Raw genomic sequence first — 17,981 nt, forward strand, 5'->3', positions numbered from 1 at the left:
CCGTCGGACAGGCAGGTACGCTGATTGGATCAGGCCACGCGCAGGCTGCGCAGCGTCTTGGGCCCCATCTTTTCAAACGGTTCCGGCCGGCCGATGCCGTAGCCTTGCGCGTAATCGACCCCGATCTCGCGCAACGCCGCGATGGTGGCGTCGTTCTCCACGAATTCAGCGACGGTCTGCTTGCCCATGACCTTGCCGATGCGGCAGATCATCTCGACCATGGCGCGGTCGATCGGATCGTCCAGCATGTCCTTGACGAAGCTGCCGTCGATCTTGAGGTAGTTCACCGGCAAGTGCTTCAGATAGCCAAACGACGACATGCCGCTGCCGAAGTCGTCCAGCGAGAAACGGCATCCCAGTTGCTGCAGCACGCCGATGAATCGGTTGGCGTTGTCGAGGTTGGCGATGGCGCTGGTCTCGGTGATCTCGAAACAGATCATCGACGGCGGAATGCCGTATCGCGTGAGCTGCTCGCGGACGTAGTCGACAAATCCCTCGTCGCTGAAGGTCGCGCCTGACAGATTGATGGCGCAGGTTGCGATGGACGGGGCGCCATGACGGATCCGGCTGGCGATGGTCTCGAAAGCGTGCTTCACCACCCAGCGGTCGATCAGCGGCATCAGCCCGTAACGCTCCGCGGCAGGAATGAAATCCCCCGGAGGCACGAGGTTGCCGTCCTTGTCGCGCAGGCGCAGCAACAGTTCGATATGCGTGCCTTCGCATGAGGTCTCATGCAGGGCCGCGATGTTCTGCGCATAGAGGCAGAAACGCTGTTCTTCGAGCGCGTCATGAATGCGCTGGACCCACGCCATTTCGCCGAAGCGATGCAGCAATTCGGTGTCGCTCGGATTGTGGATCTGAATCCGGTTGCGGCCCTTTTCCTTGGCGAGATAGCAGGCGAGGTCGGCGGTGCGCAGGGTCTCGTCCTTGGTGGCGCGGCCGTGAATCTGCACAAGGCCGATGCTGGCCGTGACCGTGAACGAGCGTCCATTCCAGATGAAGTTCAGGTCTTGCACAGCTTGCCGGAGCTTTTCGGCGACAATGGCCGCGCGTTCCAGGTCGCCGTTTTCCAGCAGGATGGCGAATTCGTCGCCGCCGAGGCGGGCCAGCAAATCGTCGACGCGCAAATGCAACTGGAGCACCTCGGCGACCTCGCACAGCAGCTTGTCGCCAGCGGCATGACCGCAGGTGTCGTTGATGATCTTGAACTGGTCGAGGTCGAGGAACATCAGCGCGCGCGGGCTGGTGTCGCCGTGATCCTGGGCCTGCAGTGCCTTTTCAAGGCGGTGTTCAAACTCGCGGCGATTGGCGAGCTTGGTCAGGCTGTCGTGCGAGGCTTGCCACGACAGGCGTGCGATGAACTTCTTCTCGCTTGTCATGTCGTGCAGGACAAGCACTGCGCCGGCCACCGTGCCGTCCTTGTAGAGTGGGGTGCCGGTCATGGAGATGGCGACAGATGTGGAATCCGGCCGTTGCAACAGTTGCGGCCGTGTCGTGGGCGGAAGGTTGCTGCCCTGCAGGATCTGCCGGAATTGGTTCTCGCGCTGCTGGCCGGTTTCTTCATCGAGAATCCGGAACAGCGAGTCGATCGGCAGTCCCCTGGCCGAGAGAGCGCGGCTGGCCACCAGCCGCTCGGCCGCCGGGTTCATGTAGTCCACACGGCCTTCCGCATCGGTGCTGATGACGGCATCGCCGATCGCGGCCAGGGTAATCTGGGCGCGTTCCTTTTCACTGCGAAGAGCATGCACGAACCGGCGCCGCTGCGCCAGGAAGCGGCGGGTCACCACGAGCAGCAAGGCAACCAGCAGACCGGCTGTGAACAGGTTGACGATGGTCAGTGCAAGTTTCACCTGCCGCGAGCCGTTGCCGAGGCTTTTGGCAAAGCTCATCGCCTCCGGTGCGAAGCGGGCGTTGAAGCCATCAATCCGCTCGCGCAACGAGCTCAGTTCCTGTTGCGAAGCGATGGTCCCGTTCTGCTCAAGCTGGATCTGTTTTGCCAGGTCCATGAGGTCGTCAAGCATCGGATCGGTATTCATCCAGTGCCTGATCGCCGTCTTGAACGGCGGCAGTTGACGGAAATAGCGGTACAGCCAGATCAGGCCGTCAATATCCTCGGGATGGTTGCCGCCTTGCAGGAAGCCTGCGCGGGCGGCTTTGATATCCACGGGCTTTTTGTCGAGCGCGACGCGCGCGGCGCGGTCGCCGAGCGGAGCGGCGATGGATTTCTCATACTGCTCGAAATACCGGTCGTCGCCGGTTTCGCCGTAGAGCGTAAGATAGTGAATGGCGTCCTTCTGGCCTTTCGACCACAGGCTTTCGCCGCCGACATAGGCGCGAACCGAGGACAGGACACTGAGGCTGAGGCCGGCGAGGAAGGCTTGCAGCAGGACAATGGCGACGAACGGCGAGACCAGCCGCAGCAGGCGCATTCTGGCAGAGAGAAAATTGAACTTCATCGGACGCTATACGCCCCCCGGCCTGCTCGACGTGAATTCCCTGTTGCGTTTCCATTACCAGTCGCAACCGATGGTTCTGGGCCACCTTGATGCGCAGGTTCCACACTGACGGCATCTGATTAAGGAGCGGCGAATAGCGCGCCTTGCGGTTGCACAACCGGAAGTTTGCGTGAATCGCGGGTAAATATTTCGGGATGCTTTAGAGAAAGCCGCCCCGCCGGCGATGCCGGGCAGGGCGTTCGATTCCAGCTATTCGATAGAAATATCAGCGTCTTGGCCAATGAACGCTGTGTCCACGGCAGGCCGCGTCCTAGCGCTTGAGCTGTGCTTTCAGGGTTTCCTCAACGGCGCGGTCGAACGATGACGTCCTGGCGGGCGCGGCGGCGCGCCGCTTGTCCGCGACGAACGCATCGCGTTTCTGCACCAGGACGGCGAGTTTCTCGTTCAGGGTCTTGCGGGTTTGCGTCTGCCGGTCGAGTTCGGCCTTGCGCTGTTCGGGCGTGAGCTTGCGCAAGTCATCCGGCAGTTCCTCGTCCTTGACGCTGCCGAGAGTGGTGCGCCCCGAAGCGACCGCGCTGACCAGATCGCCGTCGCCCGTCACCGCTTCCGATGACACTTTCGCGCGTTTGTTGAGATAGCTCGCCATATCGGATGCGGAGGCCGGAGCGGCCGCCGCGACCTGCGACAGTTGCCGGGTCTTTTCCTCGACACGCTTTTGCTGTGTCCGCGGCCCGTAGGGAATGACCGTGCCGTTGATGTCCTTCTGCAGGATGATGATGTCGTCATCGTAAGGTGTCTCGATCACCACAAGCTCGCCGCCGTCCTGCGGAATCGGAATAAAGCGGCCGTCACCGAGCTGCGCGATGTCCTGCCAGACGCGCGCGGTGTCGCGCGCGCTGCCGGCGAGTACGGCATTGACCACGATGTCGCGTTGCTTCGCAACCGCAAGTGTTTTCGGATATTTGTTGTCCTGCGCGTAATCCATGTGCGGCGGTGCGTCGCCGACCAGAAACACGATGCGGCGGACATCGCCGCCCTTGCTCCACTGCAGCTTGTTGACCGCAATATCCAGCGCTTCGTTGACGCTTTCCGGCCAGTCGCCCCCGCCCCGCGCCTTCAGGTCGAGCAGGTTGGCGTAGATGTCCTGAATGTCGGTGGTGAGATCGAACGTCCTGGTGACGTATTCGTCCCCGATATCGCGATAGGCGACGAGGCCGATGCGAATGTCCGCGTCAGGATTGGTATCCACCACGCTGGTTGCAATGGACCAGATCTTCCGCTTGGCGCCTTCGAGCAGTCCGCCCATCGAGCCGGTGGTGTCGAGCACAAAGGCGACCTCGACGGTCGGCTTGGCCACGGCCTGCGAAAGCGCCGCGGTGACGGGCAATGCGAGAATGGCGAGCGCGAGCGCGCGGCCGCCGGATGTAAATCGGCCGGTGATGCGTGATGGCATGTCCCCCTCCAAGGGTAAGCGTTATGGCAATTGTTGTTGCTCCCAGCGGAACCCATGGTTCCCGCGCCTCGCGGCGCCTCGGGGTCCGAATTGTGTCCGGGCGTGTACGCTTTTGGGGGCTGAGAGGCTTTTGCTTTTTTGCTACGGTGCGCGGAATCATGCATTCACCAGTCCGCCCACCCGAACTTGCTTTGCGACCGGATCGCCGGCAGTCCGACACTGCGCTTGCAATTGCCCGCGGCACGACGAGATTCCTGAGATCGCTGGATTTTTCCTGTGTCAGCGAACTGACGCTGCCGTCTGGCCGCCGCGCCGATCTGGTGGCGATGAACGCGCGCGGCGAGATCTGGATCGTGGAAATCAAATCATCGGTGGAGGACCTGCGCGCCGATCAAAAATGGCAGGATTACCGGATGCACTGCGATCGGTTGTTCTTCGCTTTCACACAGGACATGCCGTGCGAGCTGTTTCCGCCGGACACCGGACTGATCGTGGCCGACGCTTATGGCGCGTACCTGCATTGCGAGGCGCCGGAGCATCGGCTGCCCGCGGCGACACGCAAATCAATGATCATCGGTTTTGGATTGCTGGCGGCACAGCGCATCGGCCGCCTTGCCGACCCGCAGGGCTATCCCGGCATTGGCGAGTGATCGCCGTTCCGGCCCGGTCGCGGAACGTTCACCACCAGGCTGTCCATCGGCATCAGCGCGCTTTCAAACATGGCGAACGCGATATTTGCGCCGCACACCACGCCTGCGATGTCGGTCTGTGCGGATGGGTGCGCTTCCAGCACATTCAGGAAACTCGGCCAGAATCGTTTTCCGAATCCATGGCGCAGATAGGCCGTCGCATTCATCGCGTCTGAATCGGGATTTTCCGCAAGCCGCGCCAGCATCACCCGCGAACTCATGCGCGAGGCTTCGAGCACATAGACCGCGCCCAGCATCTCTGCCGCCGATTCAAATGAGGGCACAGCTTGCGGATCGCAGGCGATGTTCAGCGCGTCGAGATCGTTTTGAAGGGCAGGCGTGCGGATACGCTGAGGCCAATCCGACAGGATGGTTTCGATGCCGCCTGTTTCCAGTGCAGCTTCAAGCGGAAACAACGCTTCCGCCTGGCTGCGCAGAAAACCTGCATAGTAGACGGGAAAGGTGAGATCGAGATTTGCCAGCGCGGCATCGAGCCGGCGGTGCGAACTGCATGTCGCTTCGCGGATAATGTCCTGGATGGCGACGGCCATGACGGTTTCGCCTTTGATGCTGCGCGATCCTACATCACCACGATTTCGCGCGAGGGAACGAACGGCTCAAGCAGGGTGGTGACATAGTTGCGGGTCACCTGAACGGGATACGCCTCCCGGCGGCGGACAGTAACGCGCGGCGCGCGCAGGCTCGTGCCTTGCGGCCAGTCGATGCGGTAGTCCTCGACCAGACCGAATTGCTTGGTGACTTCGAGACGGGACGAGATTTCGAGATGTCGCGCTTTTCGCATCGGCTGATTGCGGCAGGTGCCGCTCCCTTTCTGATGGTCCTGCGCGGTCAACGCAGGCCCACTCAAAAAGGTTCCGCCGATGTCCCCGCCGGTTAGCGGGGCGCGCGCTTGGCCAGAATCCGCTGCAGCGTCCGGCGATGCATATTCAGGCGGCGCGCCGTCTCCGAGACGTTGCGGTTGCACATTTCATAGATGCGCTGGATGTGTTCCCAGCGCACCCGGTCCGCGGACATCGGATTCTGCGGAAGCTGCGACTTGTCATTGCCGCTCGCAAGCAGGGCCGCGACCACATCATCGGCATCGGCCGGCTTCGAGAGATAATCGACTGCGCCCATCTTCACCGCGGTCACGGCAGTGGCGATGTTGCCGTAGCCCGTCAGCACGATGGCACGGGCATCCGGCCGCTGACGCTTCAGCGCCGAGACAACATCCAGACCGTTGCCGTCGCCGAGCCGCAGGTCGACCACCGCGAAAGCCGGCGGCGTCTGATTGATATGCTGCAGCCCGTCGGACACATTGTCGCAGGTGCTCACGGCAAAGCCGCGGGTTTCCATGGCGCGCGCCAGTCGGTCGAGAAAAGCCTTGTCGTCCTCGACAATCAGCAGAGAACGGTCGGCAATCTCGGTCAATTCGGCAGTTGCGGTCACGGTTTTTCACCTCCTGATGTGCTGCCACAGATATGGCGTGTTATTCGGGCAAAGCCAAGGCCGGAGGTCTTGGCGGGTTCTCAATCATCCTGTTTCGGCGTTTGGGCTGCTGCGACTTAAGGCAGCACTGCTGACGGAATTTCAGAGCTTTCAAAGCTGCTCCTCGGCCAGACGATGGTCACGACGGCGCCGTGGTCCGGGAAGGTGCGGTTGGTGAACGACACCCGTGCTCCGGTCCGCTCCAGCAGGGTGCGGGCGATGAAAACGCCAAGGCCGAGGCCGCCCCCGCTGTCCCCCGAACGGCGGCGCGTCAGATAAGGTTCGCCGATCCGTTTGAGGATGTCCGGTGCGATCCCCGGCCCATCGTCAGAGATGACGATCTCGACAGTGCTTGCATTCCACCACGCATTGACCTCGACGCGCTCGCGCGCGAAATCGACGGCATTTTCCAGAATGTTGCCGACCCCGTACAGGATCGCCGGATTGCGCATCCCGACCGGCTCGGCCTCCTGTGACAGCGCGATGCGCACCTTGATGGCGATGCCGAAATCGCGGTGCGGCGCGACGGTCTCCTCGATCAGTGTCGAGAGCGGCATCTGGTCGAACGGCGCGCCCTGCGACGACAGTTGCGTGATCTTGGCGAGAATTTCGCGGCAGCGCTGCGCCTGTTCGCGCAAGGTGCGCAGATCGGCGCGGGCATGCTCGTCGAGGCCCTTGGCCTCGATCGCCTGTTCAAGTTCGCGCGAAATCAGAAAGATGGTGGATAGTGGTGTTCCAAGTTCATGCGCCGCGGCTGCAGCAAGGCCGTCGATCTGCGTCAGATGCTGTTCGCGAGTCAGCACAAGCTCGGTTGCCGCCAGCGCATCCGCCAGCTTGCGGGCTTCCTCGGTGACCTGAAACGCATAAAGGCTGGTCACGCCGATCGCCAGAACGATCGAGAGCCAGACCGCGATCATGTAGGTTGCCGGCAGGACCAGAGGCTCGTCGCCATTCCATGGCAGCGGCAGATGATAGAAGCCGAGCAGGGAGGCGCATCCGGCGGCGAAGATGCCGAGCGCCAGGGTGATCCGTGTCGGCAACGCCGTGGCGGAGATCAGGACCGGCGCCAGGAAAAGAAATGAAAACGGATTCTGCAAACCGCCGGTCAAAAACAGCAGGGCGGCAAGTTCGGTGATGTTCAGGGTCAAAAGCGCCGCCGCATAGCGCGGCGCCAGCCGATGGACCGGATTGAACCTGATCTGCAGCACCAGATTTAGCAGCGACGACAGGCCGATGATGACCACGCAAGGGATGATCGGGACCTCGAAATCGAGCCCTTCGGACACGATGAAGATCGTCGCCAGTTGTCCGAGCACGGCCAGCCAGCGCAGGCGCAGGATGGTGTCGAGGCGCACATAGCGGCGCGGATGGCGGAAATCGGGCGCGAGCTCGGTCATGCATCCTTCTTAACGTCCGGCCACGCCGATCACAAACGTGGTCATATCACAGCCTTGCACATTCGAGCCTTGCGGAGACAGCGCTTGCGAAGCGGGCACGGTTGGCCCAATGAACCGGTCATGACCGCTCCGCTGCAAGTCCACGATATGCCGCAGGCCGGCTCGATCGCCGCGATTGAGCTCGACCGGCTGGTGAAGGTCTACAAGACCACGCGCGCCGTGGACGGCATCTCGTTCGCCATCCAGCGCGGTTCGGTCACGGGATTGCTGGGCGGCAACGGCGCGGGCAAGACCACCACCATTTCCATGATCATGGGACTGGTGCTTCCGACCTCCGGCCGCGTCAACGTGCTTGGCCATCCGATGCCGGACGAGAGCGCGCAGGTGCTGGGCCGGATGAATTTCGAGAGTCCTTATGTGGACATGCCGGGACGGCTCACCGTGCGGCAGAACCTGAACGTGTTCGGCCGTCTCTATGGCGTTGCAAACCTAAAGGACCGGATCGCTTCGCTCGCGTCCGATCTCGATCTGAATGAGTTTCTCGACCGCCCCAGCGGCAAGCTCTCCGCAGGTCAGAAAACGCGCGTCGCTCTCGCGAAGGCGCTGATCAACGAGCCGGAACTGCTGCTGCTGGACGAGCCGACCGCCTCGCTCGATCCGGACACCGCCGACTGGATTCGCAGCCATCTCGAAACCTACCGCAAGGAACGCGGCGCGACGATCCTTTTGGCCTCGCACAACATGCTGGAGGTCGAGCGGCTCTGCGACCGCGTCATCATCATGAAGCGCGGGCGTATCGAGGACGACGACAGTCCTGCCGGAATTCTCGCCCGCTACAATCGCACCACGCTGGAAGATGTGTTTCTCGATGTCGCGCGCGGCCGCGTGCAGCAGGTGGCCTCATGACCGACATCCAGCTCCATCGCGGCGCGCAGGGGATTGCTCCGCATCGCATCGGCGCGATGATCCTGCGGCATTGGTATCTGCTCACATCATCGTGGCCGCGGCTGCTTGAATTGATCTACTGGCCGGTGCTGCAACTGATCACATGGGGATTCTCGCAGGCCTACATCTCGCAGAACGCCGGCTTCTTCGCCAAGGCCGGCGGCACCTTCATCGGCGCGGTGATCCTGTGGGACATCCTGTTCCGCGGCCAGCTCGGTTTCTCGATGTCGTTTCTGGAAGAGATGTGGTCGAAGAATCTCGGCAACCTGCTGATGAGCCCGCTCAAGGTCAGCGAGTATCTGATCTCGCTGATGGTGATGAGCGTGGTGCGGCTGGCGGTGGGTGTCATTCCGATGGCGGTGCTCGCCATCGCCTTCTTCGGCTTCAACCTGTTCGGCTTCGGCCTCGCGCTGGTGGCGTTCTTCTGCAATCTCATCTTCACGAGCTGGTCGTTCGGGCTGATCTCGTCAGGCCTCGTGCTGCGCAATGGCATGGGCGCGGAAGGGCTGGCCTGGACGCTGATGTTCGCGCTGTTGCCGCTGACCTGTGTCTACTATCCGGTCTCGGTGCTGCCCGAGTGGCTTCAGGTGGTGGCGTGGATGCTGCCGCCAACTTACGTTTTTGAGGGCATGCGGGCCCTGCTGATCGACAAGGTGTTCCGTACCGACCTGATGCTCGAGGCGCTGGCGATCAATGCGGTTCTGTTTATCGCATCGACTGTTGCATTTTTGCTGCTGTTGAAAAGCGCCCGAAAGCACGGATCGCTGGTCCAAAGCGGCGAATAGTCCAGAAAACCGGGGATGCCCGTTAATTAACCGGGTCGCCGGTAAATTGGGCGGATTGACGCTTTGTCGCAGGCCCGACAGTATGCTGCGCCGCAAACCGGGAGCGAGGAGTTACAATGCCGATTGGTGAATTTGGCAGGCCGCCAGAGCTGCCGTCAGAGGTCAGCCCAGCACTGACCACACCCATGTACTGGATGTACGAGATGGGTCAGGCCTCGCTCAATCCGGCGCGGGCCGCGATGGACATGACCAAGCTCATGTTCGAAAACCCCTTCAATCCATGGTCAGGCACCCAGTTCGGCAAGTCGATTGCCGCCTTCTGCGAACTGTTCGAGCGCACCACGCGCCGCTACGGCAAGCCGGAATGGCGTCTGGACGACACCGAAGTCAACGGCGTGCGCGTTCCCGTCGAGATCAAGACGGTGTGGGAAAAGCCGTTCTGCCGGCTGCTCTACTTTGAACGCAAGCTCACCCAGCCGCTGCGCGCGCCGCAGCCGCGCGTGCTGATCGTCGCGCCGATGTCAGGCCACTATGCGACGCTGCTGCGTGGCACCGTGGAAGCGTTCCTGCCCGGCCACGAAGTCTACATCACCGACTGGGCCGATGCCCGCATGGTGCCTGTGGCGCAGGGCCGTTTCGATCTTGAGGACTATGTCGATTACGTCATCGAGATGCTGCACGCGCTTGGCGGCAATGTGCATGTCGTCGCGGTGTGCCAGCCCTCTGTGCCTGTTCTGGCAGCGGTTTCCGTCATGGAAGCCGAGAACGATCCTTATTTCCCGACCTCGATGACTTTGATGGGCGGTCCGATCGACACCCGGCGCAATCCGACCGGTGTGAACGATCTCGCCGAGCAGAAGGGCATCGACTGGTTCCGCAATAACGTCATCACCAAGGTGCCGTTCCCGCATCCGGGCTTCATGCGCGATGTCTATCCGGGCTTCCTGCAGCTCACCGGCTTTGTCAGCATGAACCTCGACCGCCATGTCGATGCGCACAAGAATCTGTTCAGCAATCTGGTGAAGGGCGATGGCGACCTCGTCGACAAGCATGTCGAGTTCTACGACGAATATCTCGCCGTGATGGATCTGACCGCCGAGTTCTATCTGCAGACCGTCGATCTGGTGTTCGTGAAGCACGCTCTTCCGAAGGGCGAGATGAAGCATCGCGGCAAGCCGGTCGATCCGTCGAAGATCAAGCGCGTCGCACTGATGACGGTTGAGGGCGAGAACGACGATATTTCCGGTCTCGGCCAGACCGAAGCGACCCACGGCCTGTGCAGTTCGATTCCGGACGATCGCCGCGTGCATTATGTGCAGAAGGGCGTCGGTCACTACGGTGTGTTCAACGGCTCGCGCTTCAAGTCGGAGATCGTGCCGCGCATCTCCGACTTCATGAAGTCGTCCGCCCACACCAAGCGGACCCTGGCAGCCGCCGAATAGGGCCGTTTTGGCCTTCCGGGGCGGAAAAGCCTGATTTTGCGGGGATTTCGGGCCTGACAGCCCGAGTCCGCGGTCGTCGCGCCCAAGCCATTGAAATCGTGGAAAATTCCGCTGTTAGGAATTGCGGCGGGCGAGTGAATTGACGCGCCTGGTTTTCGCGGCCGGTTTCGCGTTGAAATGAATCATGATTTCATGTTTCCAGGCCCCGGATGTAGGAGGCTAAGTCCCCAAAACTACGATATATTGGGCAAATGATTTGTTTTTGCGCCGATGAATTTCACTGGCGGCGGATATGGCAGAATCCCGGCGAATTCCTGCTCTCCGGACCCGCTGAAATGGCCTTTCGCGCACTTCTTTACCGTCGCCCGACCGAGCCGCGCACGCTCGCGGTGAAAATTGGCTCATCGACTTACACGATTCAACTCAGACGGCATCGCCGCGCGCGCCGCTACACGCTGCGCATCCATCCGAGCAAGCGTGAAGCCGTTCTCACCATGCCTCCGCGCGGAAATCTGTACGAAGCCAAGGACTTCGCGCAACGTCACGGCGCCTGGATCGCTGCGCGTCTCGGCGGGTTGCCCAAGGCCGCGCCGTTTTCGCACGGAACATCGGTGCCGCTGCGCGGCGTTCCACACAAGATCGTGCATCGGGCAGGTGAGCGCGGAACCGTGTGGATGGACATGCGCGACAGCGGCGACAAGATTCTCTGCGTCGCGGGTGATTCCGAATTCATCGGCCGCCGGGTTCACGATTTTCTCAAGCGTGAAGCGCGCCGTGCGCTGACCGACGCGTCGCATCGCCATGCCGAGGTGCTCGGCGTGAAGGTGAAGCGCATCACCATCCGCGATCAGTCGAGCCGATGGGGATCGTGCACGTCGGCGGGAGTGCTGTCATTCTCGTGGCGATTGATCCTCGCGCCTCCCTATGTGCTTGATTATCTTGCCGCACATGAGGTTGCGCATCTTGTGGAGATGAATCACTCGCCGCGTTTCTGGAAGGTCGTTGCCCGGATTTGCCCCGCGACCGAACGCGCCAAGCGATGGCTCGATACCCACGGCAACGATCTGCATCGTTACGGCATCGAAGAGTAGCCACATTTTCCGAAAGAGAGTTGCGAGTCTGATTCAGTAAATCTGAATCAGATTTCATTTTGCGCGATCAGCGCCGTCCGCCGAACACCCGGTCGATCAGCCAGCCATCAAGACCTGCCGCCGCCTCAGGGCGCGTCGAGGTCTGCGTGACGGACGGCCGCGCCTGTTGTGGCTGCGGGTAGGGCGCAGGCGCATTCGGATAGTCCTGAGTGTTCGATGTCTGCGGATAGCTCGGCTGCTGCGCGCCTGCGCGCGGATTGCCGGGAAGCAGGTTCGACAGGAAGCCGCCCGGCGATGAAATGGACATTGGCAGCGGCGCCGGCGCGACATTCTGGTGCGCGGCCTTCATGAAGCGGGTCCAGACTTCCACCGGTAATCCGCCGCCGGTCGCCTTCCTGGTCGGCGAGTTGTCGTCGTTGCCGAGCCAGACGCCGGTGACGAGATTAGCGGTGTAGCCAATAAACCAGGCATCGCGGAAATCCTGACTGGTGCCGGTCTTGCCCGCAGCCTGCCAGCCGGGAATGTCGGCCTTGCGCGCGGTGCCGCTGACCAGCGTCTCATGCATCATCACATTCATCATGCCGACGACGCTCGCGGCGATCACACGGGCCGGCGGATCATTACGCCGCATGTACAGCACCTTGCCCTCGGGCGTGCGAATCTTGTTGACCACATGCGGCGAGATCGCAAATCCACCATTGGCGAACGGCGCATAGGCGCCCACCAGTTCATTGAGCGAAACTTCCGATGTGCCCAGCGAGATCGTCGCGTTGGGCTCAAGCTTCGAGGCGATGCCGAGGCGATGCGCGGTGCGCACCACATTGGCCGGGCCGACTTCAAGGCCAAGCCGCACGGCGACTGTATTGAGCGACATTGACAGCGCCTGCGTCAGCGTGACGGGGCCGAAATATTCGCGGCTGTAGTTCTCCGGCCGCCAGCCTTTGACATCGAGCGGCGCGTCCTGCCGCACGGTGTCGGGCGTCAATCCCGCCTCGATGGCAGTGAGGTAGACGAACGGCTTGAACGCCGAGCCGGGCTGCCGCTTGGCGGTCACCGCGCGGTTGAACTGGCTTTCCGCATAGTTACGCCCACCGACCATGGCGCGCACCGCGCCGTCGGGCGTCATCGCCACCAGTGCGCCCTGCGAGACATTGAACTTCACGCTCTTGGTGGCCAGTTCATCAATGATTGCGGCTTCCGCCACGCTCTGCAGCTTCGGGTCGATCGAGGTTTCCACCACGATGTTCTGGTCGATCTGGCCGACCAGATCGTCCAGCACTTCGCCGATCCAGTCGGCGACATAATTGATGGTGCCTGCGCCGACCGGCCTGACCGCATAGGACGGCTTTTCGATGGCTGCCTTGGCCTGCGCTTCGGTGATGAAATTCGTGTCCGCCATGGCGTTGAGCACGACCTGTGCGCGCTTCTCCGCGCCTTCCGGATTGCGGTTCGGCGCAAGGCGTGACGGCGACTTGACAAGACCGGCCAGCATCGCGGCTTCCGACAGCGAGACATTCTTTGCGGACTTGCCGAAATATTTCTGCGCGGCGGCCTCGACGCCGTAGGCGCCGGAGCCGAAGTAGACGCGGTTGAGATAGAGTTCGAGAATCTCGTTCTTCGAATATTTGCGCTCCAGCCAGAGCGCCAGTTCGACCTCCTGCAGCTTGCGCTGCATGGTGCGCTCCTGGGTCAGGAACAGGTTCTTGGCGAGCTGCTGGCTGAGGGTCGATCCGCCCTGCGAGACGCCGCGATGCATCAGGTTGGCGACTGCGGCGCGCAGGATGCCGGTCGGATCGACACCGAAATGCGAATAGAAGCGGCGGTCCTCGATGGCGATGAAGGCCTTCGGCAGATAGGGCGGCAAGTCCTTCAGCGCGACATTGGCCCCGGGCATTTCGCCGCGCGTGGCGATCACGCTGCCGTCCATGCCTGTGATCTGGATAGTCGGCGGGCGCTTTGGAATTTCGAGCGACTGGATCGCGGGCAGATGCGCGCCGACCCAGACCACGACACCGGCGGCGGCGATCACGGCCCACAGGCCAAGCACCGCGCCCCAGTAGATGAGGCGGCCAAGGCCGGACCGCGAACGGCCACGCGCTTTCGATTTGCTGTCCTTGCGTCCGGCCGAACGGGATTTGCGCGGGCGCTCGCGCGGCATGTCTTCCTCCTCGTCGTCCTCGACGGGGCGGGTTTTGGAGGCGCGGCGCTTGGGCGGAGCGTCGTCGTCGTTCCGTCCGCCGACGCGATCGCGCGGATTGAGACGGACGCTGTCGAGCGATGCGGCGCCGTCGAATTTCGGCTCCCTGCGACCGCTCTGCTTTTTACGTCCTGACGCCATCCAAACCTGTGCCGAAATGCCGGTTGTATAAGGCGTGCAGGCTAGCGATGGCGGTTTAAAGGCGCGTTACACAAAGGTTAATGGGCGTTTAGATGTTCCGCCGCGGCATGCCAGAAATGCGGGTCCAACGCCGTCTTGACCCGCTGGTCCGATCAACAGACTCTGCGCGGAAATCATACATGGGGAGACGCAAATGACCGGTCACATTGATCCAACCAAGGAAGTGTTCGCCGCTTTCCGCGACAACAACCGTCCCGGCCCGATCCACATGCTCAATCTGGTGCGGCTGCATGAACAGGCGCGCTATCCGGACGGCCGCATGGCGACCGGCGCAGAAGCCTATGCCAGCTACGGCCGCGAAAGCGGGCCGGTGTTTACCCGGCTCGGCGGACGGATCGTCTGGCAGGGCAAGTTCGAGCTGATGCTGATCGGCCCGTCATCGGAGCGGTGGGATCATTGCTTCATCGCTGAATATCCGAGCGTCGCGGCCTTTGTCGAAATGATCCGCGACCCGGTGTACCGGGAGGCGGTCAAGCACCGTCAGGCCGCTGTCGAGGACTCGCGGTTGATCCGCACAGCGCCGATGCAGGTCGGCACGACGTTCGGTGAGATTCCCGACTAGCGCACGAGGCAGAGCAGGATCAGGGCAAGTGCCGCGGGCAGAGCCTGCACCAGGACGATCTTCTTGCTGACCGAATAGCCGCCATACAGTCCGGCGACGATCACGCAGAGCAGGAAGAACACCTTGATCTGAAAGCCGAAGACCGGGTTGGGATGGAGCAGGCCCCAGATCAGCCCGGCGGCGAGGAAGCCATTGTAAAGGCCCTGGTTGGCGGCGAGCACCGCCGAAGCCTGCGCCTTTTCAATGGTGTTGCCGAAGGTCGCCAGACCCTTCGGCTTGGTCCAGAGAAACATCTCCAGCACCAGAAAATAAATGTGCAGCGCCGCCACCAGCGCGACCAAAATATTCGCAATCAGGCTCATTGAAATTCCCCCGTTCGACAGGCCGAAGCTAGCAGCAACCGCAGCGGTTGCCGAGGCCCTGATGTTGTCGGAAAACGGAAAGACTTCGCCGGTGTCCTCCGCCATCATGAGACGGTCAGGAATTCACGGAGTCGGACATGGCTGACAGGCAAATCCAGCGTTTTCAATTCGACCGGTTGGAGACGCCGATCGGCACGGCCTTGCTGGTGACGGACGATGAGGGATTTCTGCGTGCGCTCGACTGGAGCGATTACGAAGCGCGGCTGCATCAGTTGCTGCGGCGGCACTACGGCGACTATGTGCTGGACAGGGCCGCCGCGCCGAAAACGATCACGGCTGCGCTCAAAGGCTATTTCGCCGGCGATCTCGATCAATTGAAAGGCATCAAGTGGCGGACCAACGGCTCGGCTTTCCAGCGCAAGGTGTGGCGCGGATTGCAGAACATCCGCGCCGGCAAGACATCGAGTTATGGCGCGTTTGCGCGGCGGCTGAATGTGCCGAAGGCGGCGCGCGCGGTCGGCCTCGCCAATGGCGCCAATCCTGTCAGCGTGGTCGTCCCGTGTCATCGCCTGATCGGCGCCGACGGATCGCTGACCGGCTATGGCGGCGGCTTGCCGCGCAAGCAGTGGCTGCTGGCGCATGAAGGCGCTGCGTTCAAGCGCCTTCCCGAATGAGCGCGGCACGATCCTGCGTCTGAGGGATCGTGCCGGCCGGTATCCGTCAGCTCTGCGCGTTCAGCAGCTTGCCGACAGTGCGGTCGATCTCGTCATACGCGCCTTCGCCCGCATGGCTGTAAACCACGCGGCCGGACTGATCGACGATGTATTGCGCCGGCCAGTACTGGTTGCGCCAGGCATTCCACGTCGCCGAGTTATTGTCCTGTGCCACCGGATAGGTGATGCCGTGACGCTTCAGCGCGGCCTGCACGTTGCTGGTGGAACGCTCGAACGGAAATTCCGGCGTATGCACACCGACGATCACGAGCCCCTTGTCCTTGTACTTGGCATAGAGCTGCGTGACATGCGGCAGCGTGTTGACGCAGTTGACGCAGCCATAGGTCCAGAAATTCACCAGCACGACCTTGCCGCGCAGACCGGCAATGGTCAGCGGTCCTGAGTTCTGCCAGTTGGTCAGGCCGGTGAATTCGGGCGCGGCGGTCCTGGCATCCGCAACCTGGATGGATTGAGCTGTCGGCGATGTGTCATCGCTGCGGCCGGGCAAAGTGGATGCGGCCAGCGCAAGCGCGACAACCGGAAGCGTTGTGAGGAACCGTCGCATGGAAATCTCCTTGTGCGTTACAGGCCGGTCTGGCCATTCGGATAGAACTGGGTGAGCCACGCCACGGCGAGCGTGTCGTACTGGAAGTAGGTCGCGGCGGCGAAGGCGATCACGATCACGCCGAAACCCTGCTGCAGACGCGGTGCGATCCGCGCGAGGCTGCGCACGCGGGCCGTCACCGCCTGGCCGCCATAGGCGATGATGAGCATCGGAATCGCAGCGCCGACGGCATAGGTCACCAGCAGCAGCGAGGCCCACGCGGTGTCCTTCGATGTCGCGATCACGGTAAGGATCGAGCCCAGCACCGGCCCCGCGCAGGGCGTCCACACAAGGCCAAGCGTTGTGCCGAGGATGAAGCCGCCGAGCAGCCCCTGACGATCGCGCGCGGTTGTCTCCTGCGATGTCAAACCGGAAAGCCGGACCGACAGCCACTCAAACGGTGCGGGCCAGATCATCAGCAGGCCGAACACGGCGAGCAGAACGGCGGCGGCATCGCGCAGCACGCTCGGATCGAAATCAAACACGCGCGTGAGCGCGCTCAGTGCCAGCGCAACGATGGAGAATGCGGCGACGAAACCGGCGGCAATAAAGGCCGGACGCAATCGGCTGGTCTGCCCGATGGAGGCGCCGAGCAGGATCGGCAGCACCGGCAGGGTGCAGGGGGCCGCGATGGTGACGACGCCGGCCAGTGCCGCGAGAACAAGATTGAACACGATATCCGTCCGCCGAAATCCTGAAGGTGGCGCGCGCAAGTGCGGCCGCCATTAATGGGTTCGGGAACTGTTCGGAACCGGCTGCGGTGTTGTTACGGGTGACGGCGTCACGAATCCGTGACGCCGCGGCGACCCATCAGAGAGGCCCTAACGAATGAAAAAGCGCACCGGCACGGTGAAGCTGGCGGAGCTTTGCGTCATTTCCGGCGGAAACGATGGCAACGGCTGCGCACGGCGGATCATGGCCATGGTCTCGCCGTCCAGCGCCGCCGAGCCGGACGATTTGGACAGCCGCGCACTCAGCACGCTGCCGGACCGGCTCACCGTGAAGCTCAACATCGCGACGCCTTGCTCACCGGCGGCCTTGGCGCCGGACGGATACTGCTTGAAGCGCTGCAGATGGGCCGAGAGGATGCCGTTATAGCTGGCGCGCGCGGCCTGCGCGGCGCGCGGCGTCGCGGTGGTGCGCGGTGCCGGGTTCTCGGTCGGCTTCTTCGGCTTCTCGACAACCGGCTTCGGCTTTTTCTTCACCGGCTCCGGCTTGGGCTTCGGCTTTTCCGGAGGCGCGACGACCTCCGCCTTTTCCTGCACTGGGGTCGGCGCGATCTGCTCCTCGACCACCTCGGGCTGCTTTTCAGGTTCGGGCGCGGGCGGCTCCGCTTCCTGCATCGTCGGGCCAGGTGCGATGTCCTGCTGCACCGGCTCGGGTGTCTCGGGCGCGGATTCGAGGTCCAGCATGATCGGCTCGGACGCGGTGCCGATCGCGTCCGGCGGCGGCGGCGTGTACAGCACGAAGCCCGCGATCAGCGCCACATGCGTCGCGACGACGATCGCCGCCGCGAGACCCCAGCGGCGGATGTCGGCTTTGTCGGGCGGTCCGTGCAGGACGAGAGTGTTCACGCGAATTCCGTCGGTTCTTGCG

At 62.5% G+C, this 17,981-nt stretch carries 18 protein-coding genes; 7 read left to right on the forward strand and 11 right to left on the reverse strand.

All coding sequences use genetic code 11. The annotated features are described in order from the left end of the window. Positions 1-29 precede the first annotated feature (29 nt). Both HMPREF9696_RS16475 and HMPREF9696_RS16480 read right to left on the reverse strand, forming a co-directional pair. The gene (locus HMPREF9696_RS16475; RefSeq protein ID WP_002714172.1) at positions 30-2,456 is read right to left on the reverse strand and encodes an EAL domain-containing protein; all 2,427 of its coding nucleotides are present in this window, start codon (positions 2,454-2,456) and stop codon (positions 30-32) included. Between the two features lie 310 nt (positions 2,457-2,766). Continuing rightward, entirely contained in the window at positions 2,767-3,909 is a 1,143-nt protein-coding gene (locus HMPREF9696_RS16480; RefSeq protein ID WP_002714173.1) for a vWA domain-containing protein, read from the reverse strand. A 158-nt stretch (positions 3,910-4,067) separates the two neighbouring features. Here HMPREF9696_RS16480 and HMPREF9696_RS16485 point away from each other — a divergent pair, with 158 nt between their 5' ends. Then, positions 4,068-4,559, forward strand: a complete 492-nt coding sequence (locus HMPREF9696_RS16485) for an MmcB family DNA repair protein (RefSeq protein WP_040301541.1) — start codon at positions 4,068-4,070, stop codon at positions 4,557-4,559. Here HMPREF9696_RS16485 and HMPREF9696_RS16490 read toward each other — a convergent pair. From HMPREF9696_RS16490 to HMPREF9696_RS16505, 4 genes are all read right to left on the reverse strand, one after another. Continuing rightward, on the reverse strand, positions 4,538-5,149 hold the full coding sequence (locus HMPREF9696_RS16490) for a biliverdin-producing heme oxygenase (RefSeq protein WP_002714175.1): 612 nt from the start codon (positions 5,147-5,149) through the stop codon (positions 4,538-4,540). The two genes, HMPREF9696_RS16485 and HMPREF9696_RS16490, sit on opposite strands and share 22 nt — an antisense overlap. A 29-nt stretch (positions 5,150-5,178) precedes the next feature. Beyond that, on the reverse strand, positions 5,179-5,400 hold the full coding sequence (locus HMPREF9696_RS16495; protein ID WP_174309456.1) for a hypothetical protein: 222 nt from the start codon (positions 5,398-5,400) through the stop codon (positions 5,179-5,181). A 92-nt stretch (positions 5,401-5,492) separates the two neighbouring features. Further along, a complete protein-coding gene (locus HMPREF9696_RS16500) occupies positions 5,493-6,047 on the reverse strand; it encodes an ActR/PrrA/RegA family redox response regulator transcription factor (RefSeq protein WP_002714177.1) in 555 nt (184 codons plus the stop codon). Between the two features lie 116 nt (positions 6,048-6,163). After that, on the reverse strand, positions 6,164-7,483 hold the full coding sequence (locus HMPREF9696_RS16505; RefSeq protein WP_002714178.1) for an ActS/PrrB/RegB family redox-sensitive histidine kinase: 1,320 nt from the start codon (positions 7,481-7,483) through the stop codon (positions 6,164-6,166). Positions 7,484-7,603: 120 nt separating this feature from the next. On the opposite strand from HMPREF9696_RS16505, the gene HMPREF9696_RS16510 reads away from it, so the two are divergent. The 4 genes from HMPREF9696_RS16510 to HMPREF9696_RS16525 all read left to right on the forward strand — a co-directional run bounded on the left by HMPREF9696_RS16510 (position 7,604) and on the right by HMPREF9696_RS16525 (position 11,746). Beyond that, positions 7,604-8,389, forward strand: coding sequence for an ABC transporter ATP-binding protein (locus tag HMPREF9696_RS16510; protein ID WP_051053259.1), 786 nt, complete (start codon positions 7,604-7,606; stop codon positions 8,387-8,389). Next, a complete protein-coding gene (locus HMPREF9696_RS16515) occupies positions 8,386-9,213 on the forward strand; it encodes an ABC transporter permease (protein WP_002714180.1) in 828 nt (275 codons plus the stop codon). The genes HMPREF9696_RS16510 and HMPREF9696_RS16515 overlap by 4 nt, the downstream gene beginning before the upstream one ends. A 116-nt stretch (positions 9,214-9,329) precedes the next feature. Then, a complete protein-coding gene (locus tag HMPREF9696_RS16520; protein WP_002714181.1) occupies positions 9,330-10,655 on the forward strand; it encodes a polyhydroxyalkanoate depolymerase in 1,326 nt (441 codons plus the stop codon). A gap of 251 nt (positions 10,656-10,906) precedes the next feature. Next, the gene (locus HMPREF9696_RS16525) at positions 10,907-11,746 is read left to right on the forward strand and encodes a M48 family metallopeptidase (RefSeq protein ID WP_040301543.1); all 840 of its coding nucleotides are present in this window, start codon (positions 10,907-10,909) and stop codon (positions 11,744-11,746) included. Positions 11,747-11,813: 67 nt separating this feature from the next. Here the strand turns inward: HMPREF9696_RS16525 and HMPREF9696_RS16530 are convergent, their stop codons facing one another. Then, on the reverse strand, positions 11,814-14,084 hold the full coding sequence (locus HMPREF9696_RS16530) for a transglycosylase domain-containing protein (protein WP_002714183.1): 2,271 nt from the start codon (positions 14,082-14,084) through the stop codon (positions 11,814-11,816). A 193-nt stretch (positions 14,085-14,277) separates the two neighbouring features. On the opposite strand from HMPREF9696_RS16530, the gene HMPREF9696_RS16535 reads away from it, so the two are divergent. After that, positions 14,278-14,706: a DUF1330 domain-containing protein gene (locus tag HMPREF9696_RS16535; RefSeq protein ID WP_002714184.1), complete on the forward strand. Its 429-nt coding sequence runs from the start codon at positions 14,278-14,280 to the stop codon at positions 14,704-14,706. Here the strand turns inward: HMPREF9696_RS16535 and HMPREF9696_RS16540 are convergent. Next, the gene (locus tag HMPREF9696_RS16540) at positions 14,703-15,068 is read right to left on the reverse strand and encodes a DUF1304 domain-containing protein (RefSeq protein WP_210161306.1); all 366 of its coding nucleotides are present in this window, start codon (positions 15,066-15,068) and stop codon (positions 14,703-14,705) included. The two genes, HMPREF9696_RS16535 and HMPREF9696_RS16540, sit on opposite strands and share 4 nt — an antisense overlap. Before the next feature lie 137 nt (positions 15,069-15,205). Between HMPREF9696_RS16540 and HMPREF9696_RS16545 the strand changes: the two genes are divergently transcribed. Further along, positions 15,206-15,742 (forward strand): methylated-DNA--[protein]-cysteine S-methyltransferase, encoded by a 537-nt coding sequence (locus tag HMPREF9696_RS16545; protein WP_002714186.1) that lies wholly within the window; start codon positions 15,206-15,208, stop codon positions 15,740-15,742. A gap of 46 nt (positions 15,743-15,788) precedes the next feature. Here the strand turns inward: HMPREF9696_RS16545 and HMPREF9696_RS16550 are convergent, their stop codons facing one another. The 3 genes from HMPREF9696_RS16550 to HMPREF9696_RS16560 all read right to left on the reverse strand — a co-directional run bounded on the left by HMPREF9696_RS16550 (position 15,789) and on the right by HMPREF9696_RS16560 (position 17,959). Continuing rightward, the gene (locus tag HMPREF9696_RS16550; protein WP_002714187.1) at positions 15,789-16,346 is read right to left on the reverse strand and encodes a thioredoxin family protein; all 558 of its coding nucleotides are present in this window, start codon (positions 16,344-16,346) and stop codon (positions 15,789-15,791) included. Positions 16,347-16,363: 17 nt separating this feature from the next. Further along, a complete protein-coding gene (locus tag HMPREF9696_RS16555; RefSeq protein ID WP_002714188.1) occupies positions 16,364-17,059 on the reverse strand; it encodes a cytochrome c biogenesis CcdA family protein in 696 nt (231 codons plus the stop codon). Positions 17,060-17,206: 147 nt separating this feature from the next. Beyond that, positions 17,207-17,959 (reverse strand): energy transducer TonB family protein, encoded by a 753-nt coding sequence (locus tag HMPREF9696_RS16560; RefSeq protein ID WP_002714189.1) that lies wholly within the window; start codon positions 17,957-17,959, stop codon positions 17,207-17,209. Between the last annotated feature and the right edge of the window lie 22 nt (positions 17,960-17,981).

It is taken from the genome of Afipia clevelandensis ATCC 49720, assembly GCF_000336555.1.
Classification (GTDB): domain Bacteria; phylum Pseudomonadota; class Alphaproteobacteria; order Rhizobiales; family Xanthobacteraceae; genus Afipia; species Afipia clevelandensis.